This is a genomic window from Acetomicrobium hydrogeniformans ATCC BAA-1850 (genome assembly GCF_000160455.2).
Classification (GTDB): Bacteria; Synergistota; Synergistia; order Synergistales; family Acetomicrobiaceae; genus Acetomicrobium; species Acetomicrobium thermoterrenum.
In genome coordinates, this window is sequence record NZ_ACJX03000001.1 from 1,845,389 (window position 1) to 1,862,013 (window position 16,625).

Annotated in this window: 15 protein-coding genes and 4 tRNA genes; 16 read left to right on the forward strand and 3 right to left on the reverse strand. The window is 44.4% G+C overall.

What is annotated here, in order from left to right; genetic code table 11:
• The first annotated feature begins 50 nt into the window (after positions 1 to 50).
• The 13 genes from infB (at position 51) to HMPREF1705_RS09295 (ending at position 13,354) form a co-directional block, all read left to right on the forward strand.
• Entirely contained in the window at positions 51 to 2,018 is a 1,968-nt protein-coding gene (infB, locus tag HMPREF1705_RS09235) for a translation initiation factor IF-2 (RefSeq protein WP_009201059.1), read from the forward strand.
• Positions 2,015 to 2,344 (forward strand): DUF503 domain-containing protein, encoded by a 330-nt coding sequence (locus HMPREF1705_RS09240; protein WP_009201058.1) that lies wholly within the window; start codon positions 2,015 to 2,017, stop codon positions 2,342 to 2,344. The genes infB and HMPREF1705_RS09240 overlap by 4 nt, the downstream gene beginning before the upstream one ends.
• Positions 2,325 to 2,711 carry a 30S ribosome-binding factor RbfA gene (gene rbfA, locus HMPREF1705_RS09245; RefSeq protein ID WP_009201057.1) on the forward strand — a complete coding sequence of 129 codons (387 nt, stop codon included), beginning with the start codon at positions 2,325 to 2,327 and terminating at the stop codon, positions 2,709 to 2,711. The genes HMPREF1705_RS09240 and rbfA overlap by 20 nt, the downstream gene beginning before the upstream one ends.
• Positions 2,701 to 3,693 carry a DHH family phosphoesterase gene (locus tag HMPREF1705_RS09250; protein ID WP_009201056.1) on the forward strand — a complete coding sequence of 331 codons (993 nt, stop codon included), beginning with the start codon at positions 2,701 to 2,703 and terminating at the stop codon, positions 3,691 to 3,693. Before rbfA ends, HMPREF1705_RS09250 begins: the two co-directional genes overlap by 11 nt.
• Entirely contained in the window at positions 3,686 to 4,600 is a 915-nt protein-coding gene (truB, locus tag HMPREF1705_RS09255; protein WP_009201055.1) for a tRNA pseudouridine(55) synthase TruB, read from the forward strand. The genes HMPREF1705_RS09250 and truB overlap by 8 nt, the downstream gene beginning before the upstream one ends.
• A gap of 30 nt (positions 4,601 to 4,630) precedes the next feature.
• Positions 4,631 to 5,602: a riboflavin biosynthesis protein RibF gene (gene ribF / locus HMPREF1705_RS09260; RefSeq protein ID WP_111089609.1), complete on the forward strand. Its 972-nt coding sequence runs from the start codon at positions 4,631 to 4,633 to the stop codon at positions 5,600 to 5,602.
• Between the two features lie 240 nt (positions 5,603 to 5,842).
• Positions 5,843 to 5,919: transfer RNA gene (locus HMPREF1705_RS09265), tRNA-Arg, on the forward strand.
• Positions 5,920 to 6,054: 135 nt separating this feature from the next.
• Positions 6,055 to 6,708 carry a protein-L-isoaspartate(D-aspartate) O-methyltransferase gene (locus HMPREF1705_RS09270; protein ID WP_009201053.1) on the forward strand — a complete coding sequence of 218 codons (654 nt, stop codon included), beginning with the start codon at positions 6,055 to 6,057 and terminating at the stop codon, positions 6,706 to 6,708.
• Complete coding sequence (locus tag HMPREF1705_RS09275; RefSeq protein ID WP_009201052.1) at positions 6,705 to 7,178, forward strand: DUF1850 domain-containing protein; 474 nt, start codon at positions 6,705 to 6,707, stop codon at positions 7,176 to 7,178. The genes HMPREF1705_RS09270 and HMPREF1705_RS09275 overlap by 4 nt, the downstream gene beginning before the upstream one ends.
• Positions 7,179 to 7,216: 38 nt before the next feature.
• On the forward strand, positions 7,217 to 9,154 hold the full coding sequence (locus HMPREF1705_RS09280) for a TRAP transporter permease (protein WP_009201051.1): 1,938 nt from the start codon (positions 7,217 to 7,219) through the stop codon (positions 9,152 to 9,154).
• A 105-nt stretch (positions 9,155 to 9,259) separates the two neighbouring features.
• Complete coding sequence (gene ileS, locus HMPREF1705_RS09285; protein WP_009201050.1) at positions 9,260 to 12,043, forward strand: isoleucine--tRNA ligase; 2,784 nt, start codon at positions 9,260 to 9,262, stop codon at positions 12,041 to 12,043.
• Between the two features lie 28 nt (positions 12,044 to 12,071).
• Positions 12,072 to 12,440, forward strand: coding sequence for a TraR/DksA family transcriptional regulator (locus HMPREF1705_RS09290; RefSeq protein WP_009201049.1), 369 nt, complete (start codon positions 12,072 to 12,074; stop codon positions 12,438 to 12,440).
• A 14-nt stretch (positions 12,441 to 12,454) separates the two neighbouring features.
• Positions 12,455 to 13,354, forward strand: a complete 900-nt coding sequence (locus tag HMPREF1705_RS09295) for an RluA family pseudouridine synthase (protein WP_009201048.1) — start codon at positions 12,455 to 12,457, stop codon at positions 13,352 to 13,354.
• Here HMPREF1705_RS09295 and HMPREF1705_RS09300 read toward each other — a convergent pair.
• From HMPREF1705_RS09300 to HMPREF1705_RS09310, 3 genes are read right to left on the reverse strand one after another with little or no spacing between them, the layout of a single operon-like run.
• Entirely contained in the window at positions 13,317 to 14,984 is a 1,668-nt protein-coding gene (locus tag HMPREF1705_RS09300) for an Rqc2 family fibronectin-binding protein (protein ID WP_009201047.1), read from the reverse strand. The two genes, HMPREF1705_RS09295 and HMPREF1705_RS09300, sit on opposite strands and share 38 nt — an antisense overlap.
• A complete protein-coding gene (locus tag HMPREF1705_RS09305) occupies positions 14,981 to 15,880 on the reverse strand; it encodes an ATP-binding protein (RefSeq protein ID WP_009201046.1) in 900 nt (299 codons plus the stop codon). Before HMPREF1705_RS09305 ends, HMPREF1705_RS09300 begins: the two co-directional genes overlap by 4 nt.
• A gap of 6 nt (positions 15,881 to 15,886) precedes the next feature.
• On the reverse strand, positions 15,887 to 16,075 hold the full coding sequence (locus HMPREF1705_RS09310; protein WP_040347980.1) for a MoaD/ThiS family protein: 189 nt from the start codon (positions 16,073 to 16,075) through the stop codon (positions 15,887 to 15,889).
• Positions 16,076 to 16,195: 120 nt separating this feature from the next.
• Here HMPREF1705_RS09310 and HMPREF1705_RS09315 point away from each other — a divergent pair.
• From HMPREF1705_RS09315 to HMPREF1705_RS09325, 3 genes are all read left to right on the forward strand, one after another.
• Positions 16,196 to 16,270, forward strand: a tRNA-Ala gene (locus tag HMPREF1705_RS09315).
• A 9-nt stretch (positions 16,271 to 16,279) separates the two neighbouring features.
• Positions 16,280 to 16,357: transfer RNA gene (locus HMPREF1705_RS09320), tRNA-Pro, on the forward strand.
• Between the two features lie 187 nt (positions 16,358 to 16,544).
• A tRNA-Gly gene (locus HMPREF1705_RS09325) sits at positions 16,545 to 16,621 on the forward strand.
• Positions 16,622 to 16,625 lie beyond the last annotated feature (4 nt).

A 16,625-nucleotide genomic window follows, 5' to 3' on the forward strand; every position in this document is an offset into this window, starting at 1 on the left:
GGGAATGGCATTTGGGAAAAAGAAAGATAAGGATATATGAATTGGCAAAGATGTTAAACATCGAAAATAAAAATCTGCTAGAAATTTTACAAGACTTAGGGGTGGAGGCAAAGAGCCATATGAGCTCCATAGATACAGATATTGCACAAATAGTTGAGGAAACGTTGCGGGAAGACAAGGAAGCAAAACATGGCGATTCAAAAGAAGCTACTGTAACTGCAAAGGAAGTTATAAGGATCGATGAAGGCTCTACAATTGAAAGGGTCGCAAAAATTTTGGGAAAGCCCGTTAATTTGGTGGTAAAAGAGCTTATAACGGCAGGTTTCATGGTTCCTGCTAGCGCGATAGTGAATGATGAAATAGCTAAGGCAATCGGCAAAGCATTTAATGTGGTTTTATCGATAGTTCCTGTCGAAGCAGAGGTATCTGATGAAGAGAAAAAGGAAGTGGCAATACAATCTGAGAGAAAAAGACAACAGGAACCTCCCAAAAAATTATTACCACGGCCCCCTATAGTCACGGTTATGGGTCATGTGGATCACGGCAAGACGACACTTTTGGACTACATAAGAAAGACCAACGTCACCGCAAAAGAGGCAGGAGGTATAACACAACACATAGGAGCTTCTGTCGTTGAACACAACGGCAAAAAAATAGTTTTTTTGGATACCCCGGGACATGAAGCATTTACGTCTATGCGTGCCAGAGGGGCGCAAGTTACTGACATAGTAATACTCATAGTGGCTGCAGATGATGGAGTTATGCCACAGACCGTTGAAGCATTAAATCATGCTAAGGCAGCAAATGTGCCTATAGTAGTGGCTATAAACAAGATCGACAAACCAAACGCAAAGCCCGATAGGGTAAAACAGCAACTTGCAGATCTCGGCCTTATCCCTGAAGAGTGGGGCGGGGATACCATCATGGTTGAGATATCCGCAAAAACGGGGCTCAACGTTGACGAACTTCTTGAAATGATACTCCTCGTTGCAGAAATGAACGAACTGGTCGCTGACTACGAGGCAAATCCGGAGGGGGTTGTCATAGAAGCTCAATTAGACAAAGGCAAAGGTCCGGTGGCGACGGTGATCGTCCAACAAGGGACCCTAAGAAGAGGAGATATACTGCTTTTTGAGACCACGTGGGGACGGGTTCGGGCGATGATAGATCATCTCGGGCGCAACATAAAAGAGGTCACGCCAAGCTTACCTGCTGAACTTTTGGGCTTAAACGATGTTCCTCAAGCCGGTGAACGGTTTGTAAGGGTTGAAGACGAAAAGGAAGCGCGCGATGCCATCGATAAATACTTAGAAAAGAAAAGACAGCAGGAAATGCAAGCTGTAAAAAGAGCCTCATTAGAAGAGCTCTTTGAGCAGATGGAAAAAGGCGAAATGCCCACAGTAAGGATAATATTAAAATCTGATGTGCAGGGAACCTTGGAAGCTATAAAGTCCTCTTTGCTGCGTCTTTCCGTTGAAGAAGTAGGTATTGAGATCGTTCATGAGGGCGTTGGAAGGATTACAGAGTCCGATGTTATGCTCGCCGACGCATCGGATGCCATCATCATCGGGTTTAACGTAAGGCCTGACGGAAATGCAAGAAAATTAGCCGAACAAAAGGGCATCCAGATACGACTTTATCGTACCATATATGACGTGATCGACGACGTTAAAGCAGCAGTTGAAGGGATGCTTGCTCCAAAACTAAAGGAACACATCCTCGGAGAAGCGGAGGTCAGGGTAGTATTCAAGGTTCCCAAAGCAGGACAAGTCGCCGGTTGTTACGTAAAAGAAGGAACAATCAGACGAAATGCCAAAGCAAGAATTATAAGGGATGGCATTGTCATATGGGAAGGACCGCTATCCAGCCTCAAACGGTTTAAAGACGACGTAAGGGAAGTAAACGCCGGATACGAATGCGGAATAGCTCTCGCTGGATTTCAAGACATAAAGGAAGGCGACATCATAGAGGCCTTCGAGATTTTAGAGGAAAAAAGACATCTAAGTGATGTTTCATGAGAGATATCCCAAAATTATTCATTGCCGTTGTAATAATGACCGTAAAAATACCCTCTGCCGGCAGCCTGAAGGACAGACGTCAGGTCGTAAAATCTCTGATTGATCTTTTGAAAAAGAGGTTAAACGTATCGGTTGTCGATCTCGGTCCGGATAATATATGGGATTTGGCCTATATAGCTGTTGTTTCGGCATCGGCTTCCGCTAAGGAGGCCGAGTCTCTTCTCGATGCGGTGGAACGCCACGTCCTTTTGGCAGAAGCCAAAAACGGTTTCGAAATAATTAATTTCGATCGAGAGGTTGAATGTTATGGACAAATTGAGAATTGAACGGGTCAACAAGGAGATGTTGAGAGAGATATCCGAATTTTTAGTGAACAATGCCAAAGATCCAATGTTGAAAAAGGTGGTCATCACAGAAGTAAGATGTACAAACGATTTGAGCATTGCCAAAGTATACTTCACCTCGATCGATAAATCCGATCTAAAGGAGATCGGCGATTCATTGAATAGCCTGGCAGGAGCTTTGAGCGGAATTGTTTGTAGGCAAATGAGACTCAGATTTGCGCCAAAGCTGGTCTTTGTCGTGGACGATACCGAAGACAGAGCTCAAAGAATTGAGGAGCTGCTCGATAAAATAGCCCACAAACATTCAAAACCGAAGAGAGACGAAAAGTTGTCAGACGATGAGGGATAATGGGGATTCTTTAAAAGAAATCTTAAATGCCATATTGACTAAAAAAACATGGGCTATTTTTGTTCACGAGCGACCCGATGGTGATGCTATCGGTTCGGGCAGTGCTTTCTATTCCTGGGGCATGGCTCTTGGTAAAAGGTGCATTTGGGGAGGTACTCATCCTGTGCCCAAAGCATATGGATATTTGCCCTTTGTCGAGGAATACCAAGTTATGAATTTTGTGCCCGATGTCGTAAGAGAGCCGGATACAGCAATAATAGTGCTAGATACCAGCAATCTCGAGAGGACCGTCCAGGGCATTCTTGATCTTTATGATTCTACTTTAATTGTAAACATCGACCACCACATGGATAATCAGAGGTTCGGTCGGCTCAATTATATAGATACATCTTCATCAGCCACAGCTGAAATCATTTGGGACTTGCTTAATGATAGCAAGCTTCCTATTCCAAAGGACGCCCGTATTGGAATCTACACCGGAATAATTACTGATACGGGTCATTTTACCTATTCAAATACTACGCCTAAGTCCCACTTAATTGCTCAGGACGTCTTGAGCTCCGGGATAAATCCCGAACAAATATTTAGATATATATATGCCAGCAGAAGACTCGAAGGCCTTAAGCTTTGGGGTTTAGCTTTTATGCGAGCCTTTTCCACGCCCGATGGAAAGGCGGTTGTCAGCTGGCTAAAAAAGGAAGATTTTGAAAAGCTCAATGCTGATCCTTACGATTCAGAAGGTATAGTGAATCAACTTTTGTATGTCAAAGGAGCTATAATAAGCGCTCTGATGACAGAAGGAGAAGACGGCGAAGTAAGGGTTAGTTTCAGAGCGGTGACCGGCGTGTCCGTGAGAGAATTGGCACAGAAATGGGATGGCGGAGGTCATCCTCAGGCTGCAGCCTGTAAGATATACCTTCCCATAGAGAAAGCTTTGGATGTAGTGTCGAAATCGATCGAGGAATACGTCAAAAATGTGTAAATCAGGTTTTCTTTTGATAAATAAGCCTAAAGGTATAAGCAGTGCTGCATGTGTTGCCCTGCTTAAAGAAAAAGTCGGGCGAAAGACTAAAGTGGGGCATGCCGGAACTTTAGATGTACCCGCTTTCGGGTTGCTCATTTTACTCGTAGGTAAAATGACTCGTGCTTCATCTTACGTTATGGAGCTTCCCAAAAAGTATATAACTACAATAAAACTTGGAGAACAGACGGACACCGACGATGCAAGCGGAAGGGTCATAGGCACAGCCGAATGGCGGCATATCAAAGAAAGCGATATAGACTCAACTTTGCTGAGTTTTTTAGGGCACAGGTTACAGGTTCCTCCTAACGTATCTGCTGTATCCGTAAAAGGGAGTCGTGCCTACGAGCTTGTCCGCGCAAATAAAAAAGTCCTCTTACAGCCAAAGGCGGTATTCATACAGAGCATCAAAAGAATAAGCCCTATCACGGAAGAGGGTAAGTTCATCATGGAAGTTGTTTGTTCTAAGGGTACATATATTAGAAGCCTAGCTCGAGATTTAGGTTCTAAATTAGCCAGTTTGGCCCACGTTGCCTTCTTGGAACGCACTGAAATAGGGTCCTTTAAGTTGCAGGATGCCCTTAGTCTTGATTTTATTAAGCAACTTTCGAACGAAGCTGCAAAAGAAATGATAATCCCCCCTCAAGAAATGCTTAAAAACTTTTGTACCTGCGAAGCGAATGAAACCGAGGAAGACAGGCTATTGAATGGACAGGAGTTAACAAACATCCCGGGAATAAAATGGTGGGGCATAATTGAACCCTCAAAGGCCTTTGTGGTAAAAGGATATAGAACAATATCGTTTTGTAATATCAGGTGGCTCAATGGTGGCTGTGCAATTAAACCGGACACTAACATTGTTCTTTAATTTTTACCAGACGTGATCGGGGTGGTGTCTGTGATAGTGGTCTTGGGTTCATTTGACGGATTTCATAAGGGACATCAGGCTTTGTTTGAAGTTGCCAGAGATGCATCGGACAGGATGGATATGCTTTGGGGGGTAATGACCTTTGTGCCACACCCCCAAATCGTATTGGGAAACGGCTCTTTTGTTCCCCTTTTTACAGATTCGGAGAGGGATTTTATAGCTTCTTTCCTCAATATTCCGGATTTTATAAAAATCCCCTTCAGCGACGTGAAAGATTTAAACCCAAAAGATTTCATCGAGGAGTTAGGATCTCGATATAAAGCAAGAGGAATAGTAGTGGGTGAAAACTTCAAATTCGGTAAACATCGCTCCGGTGATGTCGAATTCTTGAAAAGTTACTTAACAAAAAAAGGCTGGTTTTTCGCGGCTATACCGCCGTTTAAAATTGACGGTTCGGTTGTGAGCAGTTCCCTGGTAAGGCAGCTCGTGAAAAAAGGATATATGCAACAAACCGAAGCCATGTTGGGATATCCCTATTTCATCATAGCACCAGTTACGGAAGGCGATCACAGGGGGCGAATACTGGGATTTCCTACGGCTAATTTGCCTGCATCAGAGCTTAAACTGCTACCCCCTAAAGGGGTGTATGCGACGGCGGTCTTGGCTCATGGCAAATGGTGGAGTGGAGCTTTAAACATAGGATATAATCCCACTTTCGAAAGAGGAGATGAAATTCGGATAGAAGTGCATTTGGATCAATTCGAAGGAGATCTCTACGGTGAAATGATCGCTGTTCTGTTGTTGGCCCAAATAAGAGAAGAAAAAAAGTTTGAATCAGCGGAAGGGCTAGTTGCTCAAATGAAAGATGATGTCGAGAGGATAAGAGAAATTTGCCGTCCTTGGTTTTATAGGCGGGAGGGGCTGTTGTTTTCGCTAAAAGAATGCTGGAAAAGTTATGAGTATCGCTTGAAGGTTACGAATTATAATAGAATTTCTAGATAAAGGCTTAATTATGCTGTTGCAATATATTTGCAAATTATCAGCGTGTATATAAACTTGGTTTTGCTTGACCGTTATATTTAATGCGGTCGACATAGATACGTAATAAATACAAGAAATATCATTTCACAGATTGTGAGAAGTGTTCAGTTACCTCTTAACCATCTCGTAATTTTTGGAATTTCTCTAAAAGGTAGTTGAATCACAACCGTTGTTCATGATAATATTAACTCCGTCGTTGACGGGCCTGTAGCTCAGTAGGATAGAGCGACGGCCTCCTAAGCCGTAGGTCGCCGGTTCGAGTCCGGCCAGGCCCGCCATATAATGCAGTTCATCGAGTTAATGATGACATAAAAAATAATAGACAGGTCTTTCAATTCGATCTGTCTATTATTTTTTATGTGCTGTTCTATAGTATACTGGTAACAAACATTTCATATATAGGGTGAATTGAAATGGCATCCCCAGATTGGCATGAAGAAGCAAGAGTGATGGTGGAAACTCAAATAAAAAGTCGCAATATAAAAAACGAAGCATTGCTTGAAGCGATGTCGAAGTTGCCGCGACATCTTTTTGTGCCCGATAATTTGCGACGCGTTGCCTATGCGGACTGCGCTCTACCTATCGGCGAAGGCCAGACAGTATCGCAACCTTACATCGTGGCCAAGATGACAGAATTGCTGGACCCTCAGAAGGGCGACAAAGTCCTTGAAATTGGCACTGGATCGGGTTATCAGGCAGCGGTTTTGGCATTTTTAGGATGCGAGGTATACACAATAGAAAGGATCGCCGCTTTGTCGGAAAGGGCGAAAAAGGTCTTTGAGAAACTTGGAATTGCGGATAAGGTTCAGACAAAGATAGGCGATGGAAGGTTGGGCTGGGCAGAAGAATCTCCCTTCGACCGCGTCATTGTAACGGCAGCAGCGAGCAAAATAGAGGAGACATGGATAGATCAACTTGCAGAAGGCGGCAGGTTGGTAGTTCCCCTGGTCGTATCCTTCAGAACGGAACAATTGATTAAAATAACAAAACTCAAAGGCAGGCTTCATGAAGAACGACATGACTATTGCTCTTTTGTGCCGCTTTTGCCAGGAGTGAAAGAGATATGAGAAAAAAGCTCAGCTTGATATTGCTTTGTTTGCTTCTTTTGTTTGCTGAAATCTATTTATTGTTTGTTCCGCAGTATTGGTTATGTCTTTCCCATGCAAGCGGAAGGGACGGATTTTTGGTTCCCCTGGGGCAAGGGATGGTTTTAAGCTATATTCACAGCCTCGAGCGAACTCCCGTCGAAGATGTGTTCATATTACAGGGGGACCGCATATGGCTTTACGAAGAGAGGGTTAAATCCCACAATGCGGGGCTGCCGACATTTGACCAATATCCTGGTTCGATGATAAAGACGAAGGATTGGCTGATATTTCGTGGAGGTAGACGTCATTGGCCATATGTTCAATGCAGAGTGGGTAATGATTCGATAGGTGAAAATATATTGACCATAGGCAGAGAGCGATACGAACTCTACAATACTTATCGAGGAGAGTCGATTCGTCTAAACGTGCTAATGAGACCCTTATTATAGTAAAATAAAGAAAATTCATTCTTAAAGGGGGACGCTGAATGGTGGACAATAAGCCTCAGGATCAAGTAATCGATCTAAATGAAGTCATGCGTCAATACGATACTGAATCGCGTTATCGAACGCTAAAGGGGTGGCAGAATTATTTTATCTTAGCGGTAGCTGTTGCAATGTCGCTCTTTCATCTTTACACAGCTGGTTTCGGTCTTCTCTTGGCCATGAAGCAGAGGGCGGTTCACCTGGCATTTGTTCTGTTTTTGACCTTTTTAATGTATCCTGCTACCAAAAAATCCCCAAGTGGTAAAATTCCTTGGTATGATTTTATTCTTGCAACTATCGCGGCATATACTGTGCTTTATATGGTGATACATTTTAACGAGCTTATCATGCGCTCCGGGCTTCCAACGACCATGGACATTTTCATTGGATTCTTGGGTATTGGCATGCTTCTTGAAGCCACCAGGAGAGTTTCAAACCCTGTGTTGCCGATCCTTGCTATTATTTCTATCATCTATTGCTATTTCGGCAGATATTTTCCTTCGCTTTTTGCCCACAGGGGGTTTAACACCGCTCGTATAATTAACCATATGTACTTGGGCACAGAGGGAGTTTTTGGAGTGCCTATTTCCGTTTCGGCAACTTTTGTCTTTATGTTCATCCTCTTTGGCTCCATTCTTCAGGAGACGGGGATGGGTAAATTCGTAATAGATCTGGCATTGGCCATAGCCGGCAAGTCTACGGGAGGTCCCGCAAAAGTGGCCGTATTAAGTTCGGGAATCATGGGGACCATATCAGGTTCGTCGGTAGCAAATGTCTGCACAACCGGCACTTTTACCATTCCTCTTATGAAGAGCATAGGATATAAACCACATTTCGCAGCTGCCGTTGAAGCCGTTGCTTCCACCGGCGGACAGATCATGCCCCCAATAATGGGCGCAGCTGCCTTCATCATGGCTGAGTTTTTGGGCGTTCCTTATATAAAGGTTGCCCTGGCAGCCGTAATTCCGGCACTTTTATATTATGCTGCCGTCATCATACAGGTACACCTCGAAGCTACAAGGCTTGGCCTGTTGGGGTTGCCTAAGGAAAGATTGCCCGAACTCTGGAAATTGCTGAGAGCAAAGGGGCATTTGCTCATTCCATTGTTTGCAATCATATATTTCCTCGTTGCCGGATATACTCCCATGAAGGCTGCTTACTATGGCGTACTTACCACAATAGCCGTGTCCTTCATATCTAAAGAAACGAGGCTTACGTTTACCAAGTTAATTGACGGCTTAGCCAACGGAGCCAAGGGTTCTCTTGGAGTGGCTTGCGCCTGCGGCACGGTTGGGATCATAGTAGGAATGGCCACATTGACGGGTCTCGGACTTAGAATTGCGAGCCTGATAATTACGATTTCTCAAGGAAATTTGTTAATAACACTACTTCTTACAATGGTAACCTGTATATTGTTGGGAGCAGGTCTTCCTACGACGGCGAACTTCATCGTAACGAGCACAATTGCAGCACCTGCCCTTCTTCAGCTCGGCGTCGCTCCCATAGCGGCATATATGTTCGTCCTTTACTTTGGTATTGCCGCAGATTTGAGTCCGCCGGTAGCTTTGGCGGCTTACGCCGGGGCGGGCATTGCAGGGTCTGAACCAATGAAAACAGGCGTTACTGCCGTCAAACTGGCTCTGGCAGGTTTTTTGGTTCCTTATATATATGTAATGAACCCGATGCTTGTATTGGTGGACGTAACACCTATACCTTTTGTCCTGGCCATAGCAACGGCCATGATGGGCGTATTTCTCCTTGGAATGTCGACCATAGGATACTATAAAGCCCAAATACCTTTTTGGCTCAGAATTATAATTTTCTGTGGGGCCATAGGCCTTTTAAAGCCTGGATTATACTCCGATACCCTTGGTCTGGCGGTCATGATATTTACCATCTTCTTCCAAAAAAGGAGAGCATTAAGAAAAGTTGAAAAATAAATAAGGGTACTATATTCATGTCATTATGTGTATAATGCACTTTATAAGGTGCCGCTTATGTCTTTGCGGCACCTTCTTAAACAACGATTCTAGGAGGTTTTGTAAATGCCGGACGACTATAAAGACACGTTGAATTTGCCTAAAACTTCATTTCCGATGAAAGCTAACCTTGCAAAAAGAGAATTGGATATGTTGAAGTTCTGGGAGGACATCGATATCTATGAAAAATTAATGGAAAAAAGAAGGGGTGCCGAACCCTTTATCCTACATGACGGCCCCCCTTATGCAAACGGAAATATACACATCGGGACTGCTTTTAACAAGATATTAAAGGACATGATACCTAAGTATAAATGGATGAGGGGTTATTTTTCGCCCTATGTGCCCGGCTGGGATACTCACGGCCTTCCTATAGAGCTTAGAACCCTGAAGGATGAGGGACTCGATAAAGATTCCCTGCATCCCATCGAATTAAGAAAAAAATGCATGCAATACGCGGAACGCTACATAGATGTTCAACGCGATGAGTTTAAGCGTTTGGGAGTAATCGGAGATTGGGAAAACCCTTATATCACCTTCAAGTCGGAATATGAAGCTATTGAACTTGAGGCTTTCGCAGAAATGGTAGACCATGGGTACGTATATCGGGGCCAGAAGCCCATTTACTGGTGCACGGATTGCCAAACTGCACTTGCAGCCGCAGAAATAGAATACGAAGATATCTATTCGCCATCTATATACGTCGCCTATTCATTGAAAGCGAGCGACTTTTCTTTTTTGAAGGGAAGAGAAGCCTATGCCATCATATGGACTACTACGCCATGGACTCTTCCCGCAAGTCTCGCAATAGCTGTCCATCCTGATTTCGATTATGTCTTCGCGAGTTCCGGGGACAAGATCTTCCTATTGGCAAAGGGGCTGATTGAGAAGGTCCAGCACCAGACAGGTATTCATTTCGACAGTATACTTCACGAGATAAAGGGAAAAGAATTAGAAGGTCGGAAGGCCATTCATCCCTTCTACGATGACAGAGAGATATTATTCGTTCTCGGAGAATATGTCTCCTTGGACGAAGGAAGCGGTTGCGTCCATACTGCACCGGGGCATGGCGTCGAGGACTTCGAAACCGGAGTAAAGTATGGACTCGAAATATACAATCCCGTCGACGACAGAGGCTATTTCACCCCGGAGACGCCGTTGGTTGGCGGTTTAAGCCTGGACGACGGATCTAAAAAATTGATGGGCGTTTTGAGGGAAAGAGGAAGGCTTTTGGGAGAGGGCAAGATAATGCACTCCTATCCTCATTGTTGGCGGTGCAAAAAGCCGGTTATTTTCAGGGCGACGAATCAATGGTTTATTGCCGTGTCAAAATTCAGGGATGATTCGTTAAAGGCGATATCGTCGGTTCAGTGGATACCCTCCTGGGGACAGGATAGAATTGCCAACATGGTAAGAGACAGGTCGGATTGGTGCATCAGCAGACAGAGGATTTGGGGTGTTCCCATACCTGCATTTTATTGCAACGACTGCGGAGAGCTAATTCTCACAAGCGATCGCATTAGAAGGGTAAGCGAGAAGGTGCGCCAAGGAGGTAGCGATTGCTGGTGGCAGCTGGAACCGGCGGAGTTATTGGATAATCTTGCTTTTTGCCCGAAATGCAAATCGAAGTCCCTCCGAAAAGAGACTGATATATTCGACGTGTGGTTCGATTCGGGGACTAGCCACATGGCGGTTCTGACGACACGACCCGAGCTAAAGTGGCCTGCCACAATGTATCTGGAGGGGAGTGACCAGCATAGAGGGTGGTTTCAAACTTCTCTGCTTACGTCCGTTGCCACAAGAGGAAGAGCTCCCTTTGAGATGGTGTTAACCCATGGATTCATCGTAGACGGTGAGGGCCGCAAGATGTCAAAGTCCCTCGGTAATGTGGTACAACCTCAGGAGGTCATCGGCAAATACGGGGCAGATATATTGCGCCTATGGGTTGCCTCTACCGATTATAGAAACGATATAAGGATATCGGAAACCATATTGCGCAATTTGGTCGAATCCTACAGAAGGATAAGAAACACTTTGCGATATATCCTTGGCAACCTTAGCGATTTCGATCCCCATAAAGACAGCGTTCCCTTTGAGGAAATGGAGGAGATGGACCTTTGGATACTCTCTAAACTTCAGGGCGTGATAAGCAAGGTCACCAAAGGATTTGAGAACTTTGAATTCCATGTTCCCACCTTCACGATTCATCAGCTGTGCGTCAACGAGCTTTCGGCATTTTATCTGGACGTGAATAAGGATCGACTTTACGTGGAGGCATCTGACTCGAAGTTGCGGAGAAGCTGTCAGACTGCTTTATGGAATATAATAAAAGAGTTAACATTAATGCTTTCGCCCATACTGAGCTTCACTTCCGAAGAGGTATGGCAGTACTTACGTCAAATAGATAACTCGCTTTCCGAAAGCGTATTTCTGGAGGATTGGCCGGTACTGGATTCGAATCTTTATCACGAGTCGCTGGAGGAGAAATGGGACAGGATTCTATGGCTCCGGGGAGCGGTAAGTAGAGGCCTCGAAATTGCCCGCAACCAAGATCTGATTGGGCAATCTCTGGAAGCCTGTGTAAACATAAAACTTGATGACGAAACTAGAAACTTAAAGGACCTCCTATCCTCCTACTGGTGGAAGGAAGTTTTTATAGTATCTGACGTTCAGTGGGTTGAAGATTTGCCGGAAGCGCCGGTAATGCACGATGACGATGAGACGGGTGTCAAAGTAGCGATTGCCAGGGCCAAGGGAGAGAAGTGTCCGAGATGCTGGATGTATGCGCCTGAAGTGTCAGAAATCGGCCTTTGCAACAGGTGCAATCAGGTGTTGCAACAATCTCGGTAAACTGGATGGGGGCAGGCGTTGGTATAAAATGGACAATTACTGTGAGGACATGAAAAAGAAATTAATTCAGAAGAAGGAAGAGCTTGGCAAAGTGGTGGAATCGCTGCTGCTAGAGGCGACGGACATTAATGTTGGTGAATTATCGACGCTGGATACAAATCACCTTGTTGATACTGCAATGGACATGCTCGACCGTGAGCAAATAACCGGGAAATTGGAAAGTATAAAGGCAATGATTGCCGATATAGACCATGCCCTTGCCAAGCTCGAAAAAAAGAGCGATAAGTTTGGATTATGCGAACGATGCGGTAACGTAATAGAAAATGAACGGCTACATGCTATGCCGTGGTCTCGCTATTGCATAACCTGTAAAAGCAATATGGATAAACGGAGATGACGATATCCTAGAATATGGCTGAGAAAGTTGAAGTCGTCGTTTCGGATGAATTTATAGGTGAAAGACTCGACGTTGCTGTGTCCAAAATAACAGCCAGATCCCGAAGTCAAATTCAAAGAGCTATGAGGGAAGCGGGTTTTAAGCCATCGATGAAAGTAAGAGAGGCCATGAACCTCGAGCTAAGCTTTCATGATGAAGAGAAGGAGGCAACGCTCGAGCCTGAACCTGTAAATTTTGAAGTGCTTTACGAGGATGCCGATATCATAATTATAGATAAGCCTGCACCCCTTGTCGTTCATCCTGCTGTCGGTCACTGGTACGGCACCTTGGTACACGGGCTTGTATATCGATACCCTGAGCTTGCTGATTCGGATATGAGAAGACCGGGTATAGTCCATCGCCTGGATGCCGGAACATCGGGACTAATGGTAATAGCCAGAAACCTTTTCTCGAAACAGAAACTTACAGATGCCTTTAAAGCGCGCTCTGTTAAAAAAGAATATCTAGCCTTAGTATATGGGAGTCCCAATAAAGAAAAGGGAACTATTGCAAGCCCCATAGGCAGACATCCGAAGAACCGGCTGAAGATGGCTGTCGTATCTGGAGGCAGAGAGGCTGTCACTGAATATGAGGTTCTTTGGAGTAACGATAAATTTTCTTTCTTACGCTGCACGATCCATACCGGCAGGACTCACCAGATAAGGGTTCATTTAAAGGATATGGGATGTCCCATCGTTGGAGACAGGCTTTACGGATGCAATTTGAAAGCAGAATGGGTTCCCAAGGATCGTTTCTTTCTTCATGCATGGAAGCTTGCTTTTCCGCATCCTAGGGATGGCAGGATAATGTCTTTTAGGTCCTTCTTACCCTTGGAACTTAAGAAAGCTCTTTTAGGAGCTCGAACCACAAATTAGGCGAAACTCTAATCGAAGAAAAGTTGGTATAGGTGACATGTCCGGGGCCTGATTTCGGCAATGCCTTCACGTGCTTTCTTAGAGTGTAGTCAACAATATGATATGATGTATTTTTTGCCTTGCTGTAATAGGCTGCCAACGAAGCGGCGAATTCGACTAATCTGTCATTTACTTCATTCCCAGATAATTTTAAAATTACATGTGACCCTGAAACTTCCTTGGCATGAAACCAAATGTCCTCCGGCGAAGCTACTTCAAATGTAACATATCTGTTTGCCTTTGCGTTTAATCCGACATACACTATGTATCCGCCCTTGAGGTCAAACCTCTTATGGGGGGGTGTGTATTTTTTCTTTCTTTTTGAGTCCTCAGTGCCGATGCCATTAAACGTAAAATCATCCAATATCTTTTTTATATCGCTAATGTCGGTTAAAATTGAGACAAAATCACGATATTCGTCAAGTTCCCTTATGGAAGCCTGTAAGGTCTCCATTTCCCTTTGAAGCTTTTCTTGATCTCTATGATATTTTTTGGCAAGGTTAAAGTATCTTTTTGCGTTTTCAATAGGTGATAGCTTCGGGTCAAGTTCTATTTCAACCGTTCCGAAGCGTTCTTCCCAACTCCTTAATTTAACCAAAGAAGATCCCTTGCGGACCTCATGAGCATAAGATACCAGCAGGGTGCCGTAGTGATTCCATTTTTCTGCTTTCTCGACCATGGAAATGAGGTTCGATAATCCCCTAATTTTATGCATTAATCTCCGCCTATCGGAATCAAGGATTTTGTATATCTGTTGGAGCATGGCTTCTCTTTCTCGACTGAAAAGCTGAAAGAGGATCTTCCTGGAAAAAAGGAGGGGAGTTTCGTCGCACTTCAAGGCTTTGTCCAAAATAATTGGGAAAACGGTCAAATAGCCGTCTATATCCTGGCAAATTAATTCCCTTAAGGGGAGAGAGTAAAGCCTCTGCAAATAGGGTTCAAAATCGAGGAACTTATTTTCCCATTCCTTCGACAAAATTCCTGCCAAAGTGGTTCCAATGCCTCGATACCTCTTTAAGTTCGCCATATCCTCTTTGCTGAAGTTTTCAACGTCAGGACCGCTGAAAGGCGGAGGAGATACATAAGGCAGCCCGGGAAGTATGGATCTATACCTGTTTATTTCGGGGTGAACGTGTTTTGCGGTCTCTATGACTTTTTCTTTGTCATCTAAAATTATCAAGTTAGCCTGTCTTCCCGTTGCTTCAAATACGATAAAGCGGGAAACGTCAACTCCGGCTCCCAGTGGTCTTGAAAATTCCAACACTAATACACGATCTCTGTTCAATTGAAAGGCACGAACCAACGACCCGCCGACAATATGGCTTTTGACGACTCCAAAAATGGGGTGAGTTTTGTTTTTGAGATCCTTTAAAATTTCCAATTCATGTCTATCTATCAATGCCATCCCGCAACAGCGACTATCCCAACTCAACCAAAGCCAGTCTCCGTTATGTCCAAGTTGTAATGCCAACCATTCAGGTCCGGCTTCACAACGGTAAAGTTTCTTGTTTGCGAATCGCCCGTTTATATCCAAAACCCAACCATGGGTCATCTCCGGTCCGTAGTGCACTTGAGATTTCTCCTTTATCATTTGTTCAAATCCCATAAGGCGCAGAAAGAACAGACTTCATTCCAAGAAGGAGTGTCACAGATCTCGCAGCGGGAGTCAGGCATGTCTATATTCCGGGCTTTAAAGATATCTATGTATTTGACGTATCCGAGGTAAAAAGCTTGTTTTGCACCCGGAGAGTTTTCTTCGATCTCATTTAGAATGTGCTTCCAGCGCAGGAACGTAGCACCCTCGGAATAGGGACACTCCTTCTGGATATAATCAATCCCCTGAAGCAAGCAATATACGGTATTTTCCTTCTCCGTACAAAGAATCAACGGTTTGGCTTTAGCAAATTCGCCCTTCCAGAGGGGAGGAGAGTAGGGAGCTCCTTTGGCAAGATAATCGAACTTCCAGTAAAGGAGGTTTCCAAGCAGGGCAGCCGCCTGATCATCCAAATTGTGTCCTGTTACTATTACGTCAAAATTTCCCTCTCTGGCTGTTTTGTTCATGTAATACCTCTTCGTTACTCCGCATACTGAGCAGGTCTTGCGTTTTTTTGAATACGCCTTATCGGGAATTGACATGCCGTGAATCTCTTTGACGTTTACGACGTATAGCTTTTTCCCGATACGATTTGCAAATGTCCTTGAGAGCTCTTCGCTTTCATTGGAGTAATCATTTTCTTCTATGCCTAAATTTATGTACAAGCCATGAGCATTGTAGCCGAGACGAGTGAGTATATCCCAAAGCGCCAAACTATCCTTGCCGCCCGATACGGCTACCAATATCTTGCTATCTTTGGTAAACATCTTAAATTCATCTATAGCTTTGGCAGCTCGTTTCAACATCCAATTGTCGAAGTGATCGGCACAGAGGGCCAAATTATGTTGAGGCAAGCCTATAATGGCCTTTTCACGGCAAATTCTGCACTTCATAGATGCTTAACCCCCGCTGACGGTATCGATGATCCGGACTTCGTCGTCGGGATTGAGCATCTCATCCTCGGTGACGATTGCTCCATTTCTTATGACGACCACTTCGCCTTTATTTAAAGCCATTTTTTTTAAAAGTTTATTTACTGACATCGTCTCTATAAATTCAAGCACTTCTTTTTTGTAGCGAACCCTCACTATTTCAGAGCCCCCTTGTGCTGTTAATAATGAACAGGTATTGACGTGAAAAAATACCATATCACATGTAATGATGCTTGACAAGCGAGCGATAAGACGCTTACAATGAATTTCGCTTAAGGGGCTGTAGCGCAGAGGGAGCGCGTTTCCTTCGCACGGAAAAGGTCGGGGGTTCGAGTCCCCCCAGCTCCACCAATAAAATTTCGGGGCGTAGCGCAGTCTGGTTAGCGCACCTGCTTTGGGAGCAGGGGGTCGAAGGTTCAAATCCTTTCGCCCCGACCAAAATGACAATAAAGGGCAGGACATTATCGTTAGATATGCTTTATCCTGCCCTTTTTAATTGTGGTTGTGGAAGTTTGACATGTAGTATTTGAGAAATAGAGAATTTTATGATTTTCTTGCCTTGATTTTTTAACGTCCAAGGTATTGCGCAAGCACATTCGTTATGCTAGTATTATTCGCGTCGAGGGCGGGAATAGCTCAGCTGGCTAGAGCGACGGCCTTCCAAGCCGTAGGTCGCGGGTTCGAATCCCGTTTCCCGCTCCAGTTT

Excerpts from the sequence above, each read along its gene's own strand:
- truB (WP_009201055.1), top strand. The coding sequence starts at position 3,686 with ATGTGTAAATCAGGTTTTCTTTTGATAAATAAGCCTAAAGGTATAAGC.
- HMPREF1705_RS09250 (WP_009201056.1), top strand. The coding sequence starts at position 2,701 with ATGAGGGATAATGGGGATTCTTTAAAAGAAATCTTAAATGCCATATTG.
- HMPREF1705_RS09305 (WP_009201046.1), bottom strand. The coding sequence starts at position 15,880 with ATGAAGTGCAGAATTTGCCGTGAAAAGGCCATTATAGGCTTGCCTCAA.
- rbfA (WP_009201057.1), top strand. The coding sequence starts at position 2,325 with ATGGACAAATTGAGAATTGAACGGGTCAACAAGGAGATGTTGAGAGAG.
- HMPREF1705_RS09240 (WP_009201058.1), top strand. The coding sequence starts at position 2,015 with ATGAGAGATATCCCAAAATTATTCATTGCCGTTGTAATAATGACCGTA.
- ileS (WP_009201050.1), top strand. The coding sequence starts at position 9,260 with ATGCCGGACGACTATAAAGACACGTTGAATTTGCCTAAAACTTCATTT.
- HMPREF1705_RS09270 (WP_009201053.1), top strand. The coding sequence starts at position 6,055 with ATGGCATCCCCAGATTGGCATGAAGAAGCAAGAGTGATGGTGGAAACT.
- infB (WP_009201059.1), top strand. The coding sequence starts at position 51 with ATGTTAAACATCGAAAATAAAAATCTGCTAGAAATTTTACAAGACTTA.
- HMPREF1705_RS09290 (WP_009201049.1), top strand. The coding sequence starts at position 12,072 with ATGGACAATTACTGTGAGGACATGAAAAAGAAATTAATTCAGAAGAAG.
- HMPREF1705_RS09275 (WP_009201052.1), top strand. The coding sequence starts at position 6,705 with ATGAGAAAAAAGCTCAGCTTGATATTGCTTTGTTTGCTTCTTTTGTTT.
- HMPREF1705_RS09295 (WP_009201048.1), top strand. The coding sequence starts at position 12,455 with ATGGCTGAGAAAGTTGAAGTCGTCGTTTCGGATGAATTTATAGGTGAA.
- HMPREF1705_RS09280 (WP_009201051.1), top strand. The coding sequence starts at position 7,217 with ATGGTGGACAATAAGCCTCAGGATCAAGTAATCGATCTAAATGAAGTC.
- HMPREF1705_RS09300 (WP_009201047.1), bottom strand. The coding sequence starts at position 14,984 with ATGATAAAGGAGAAATCTCAAGTGCACTACGGACCGGAGATGACCCAT.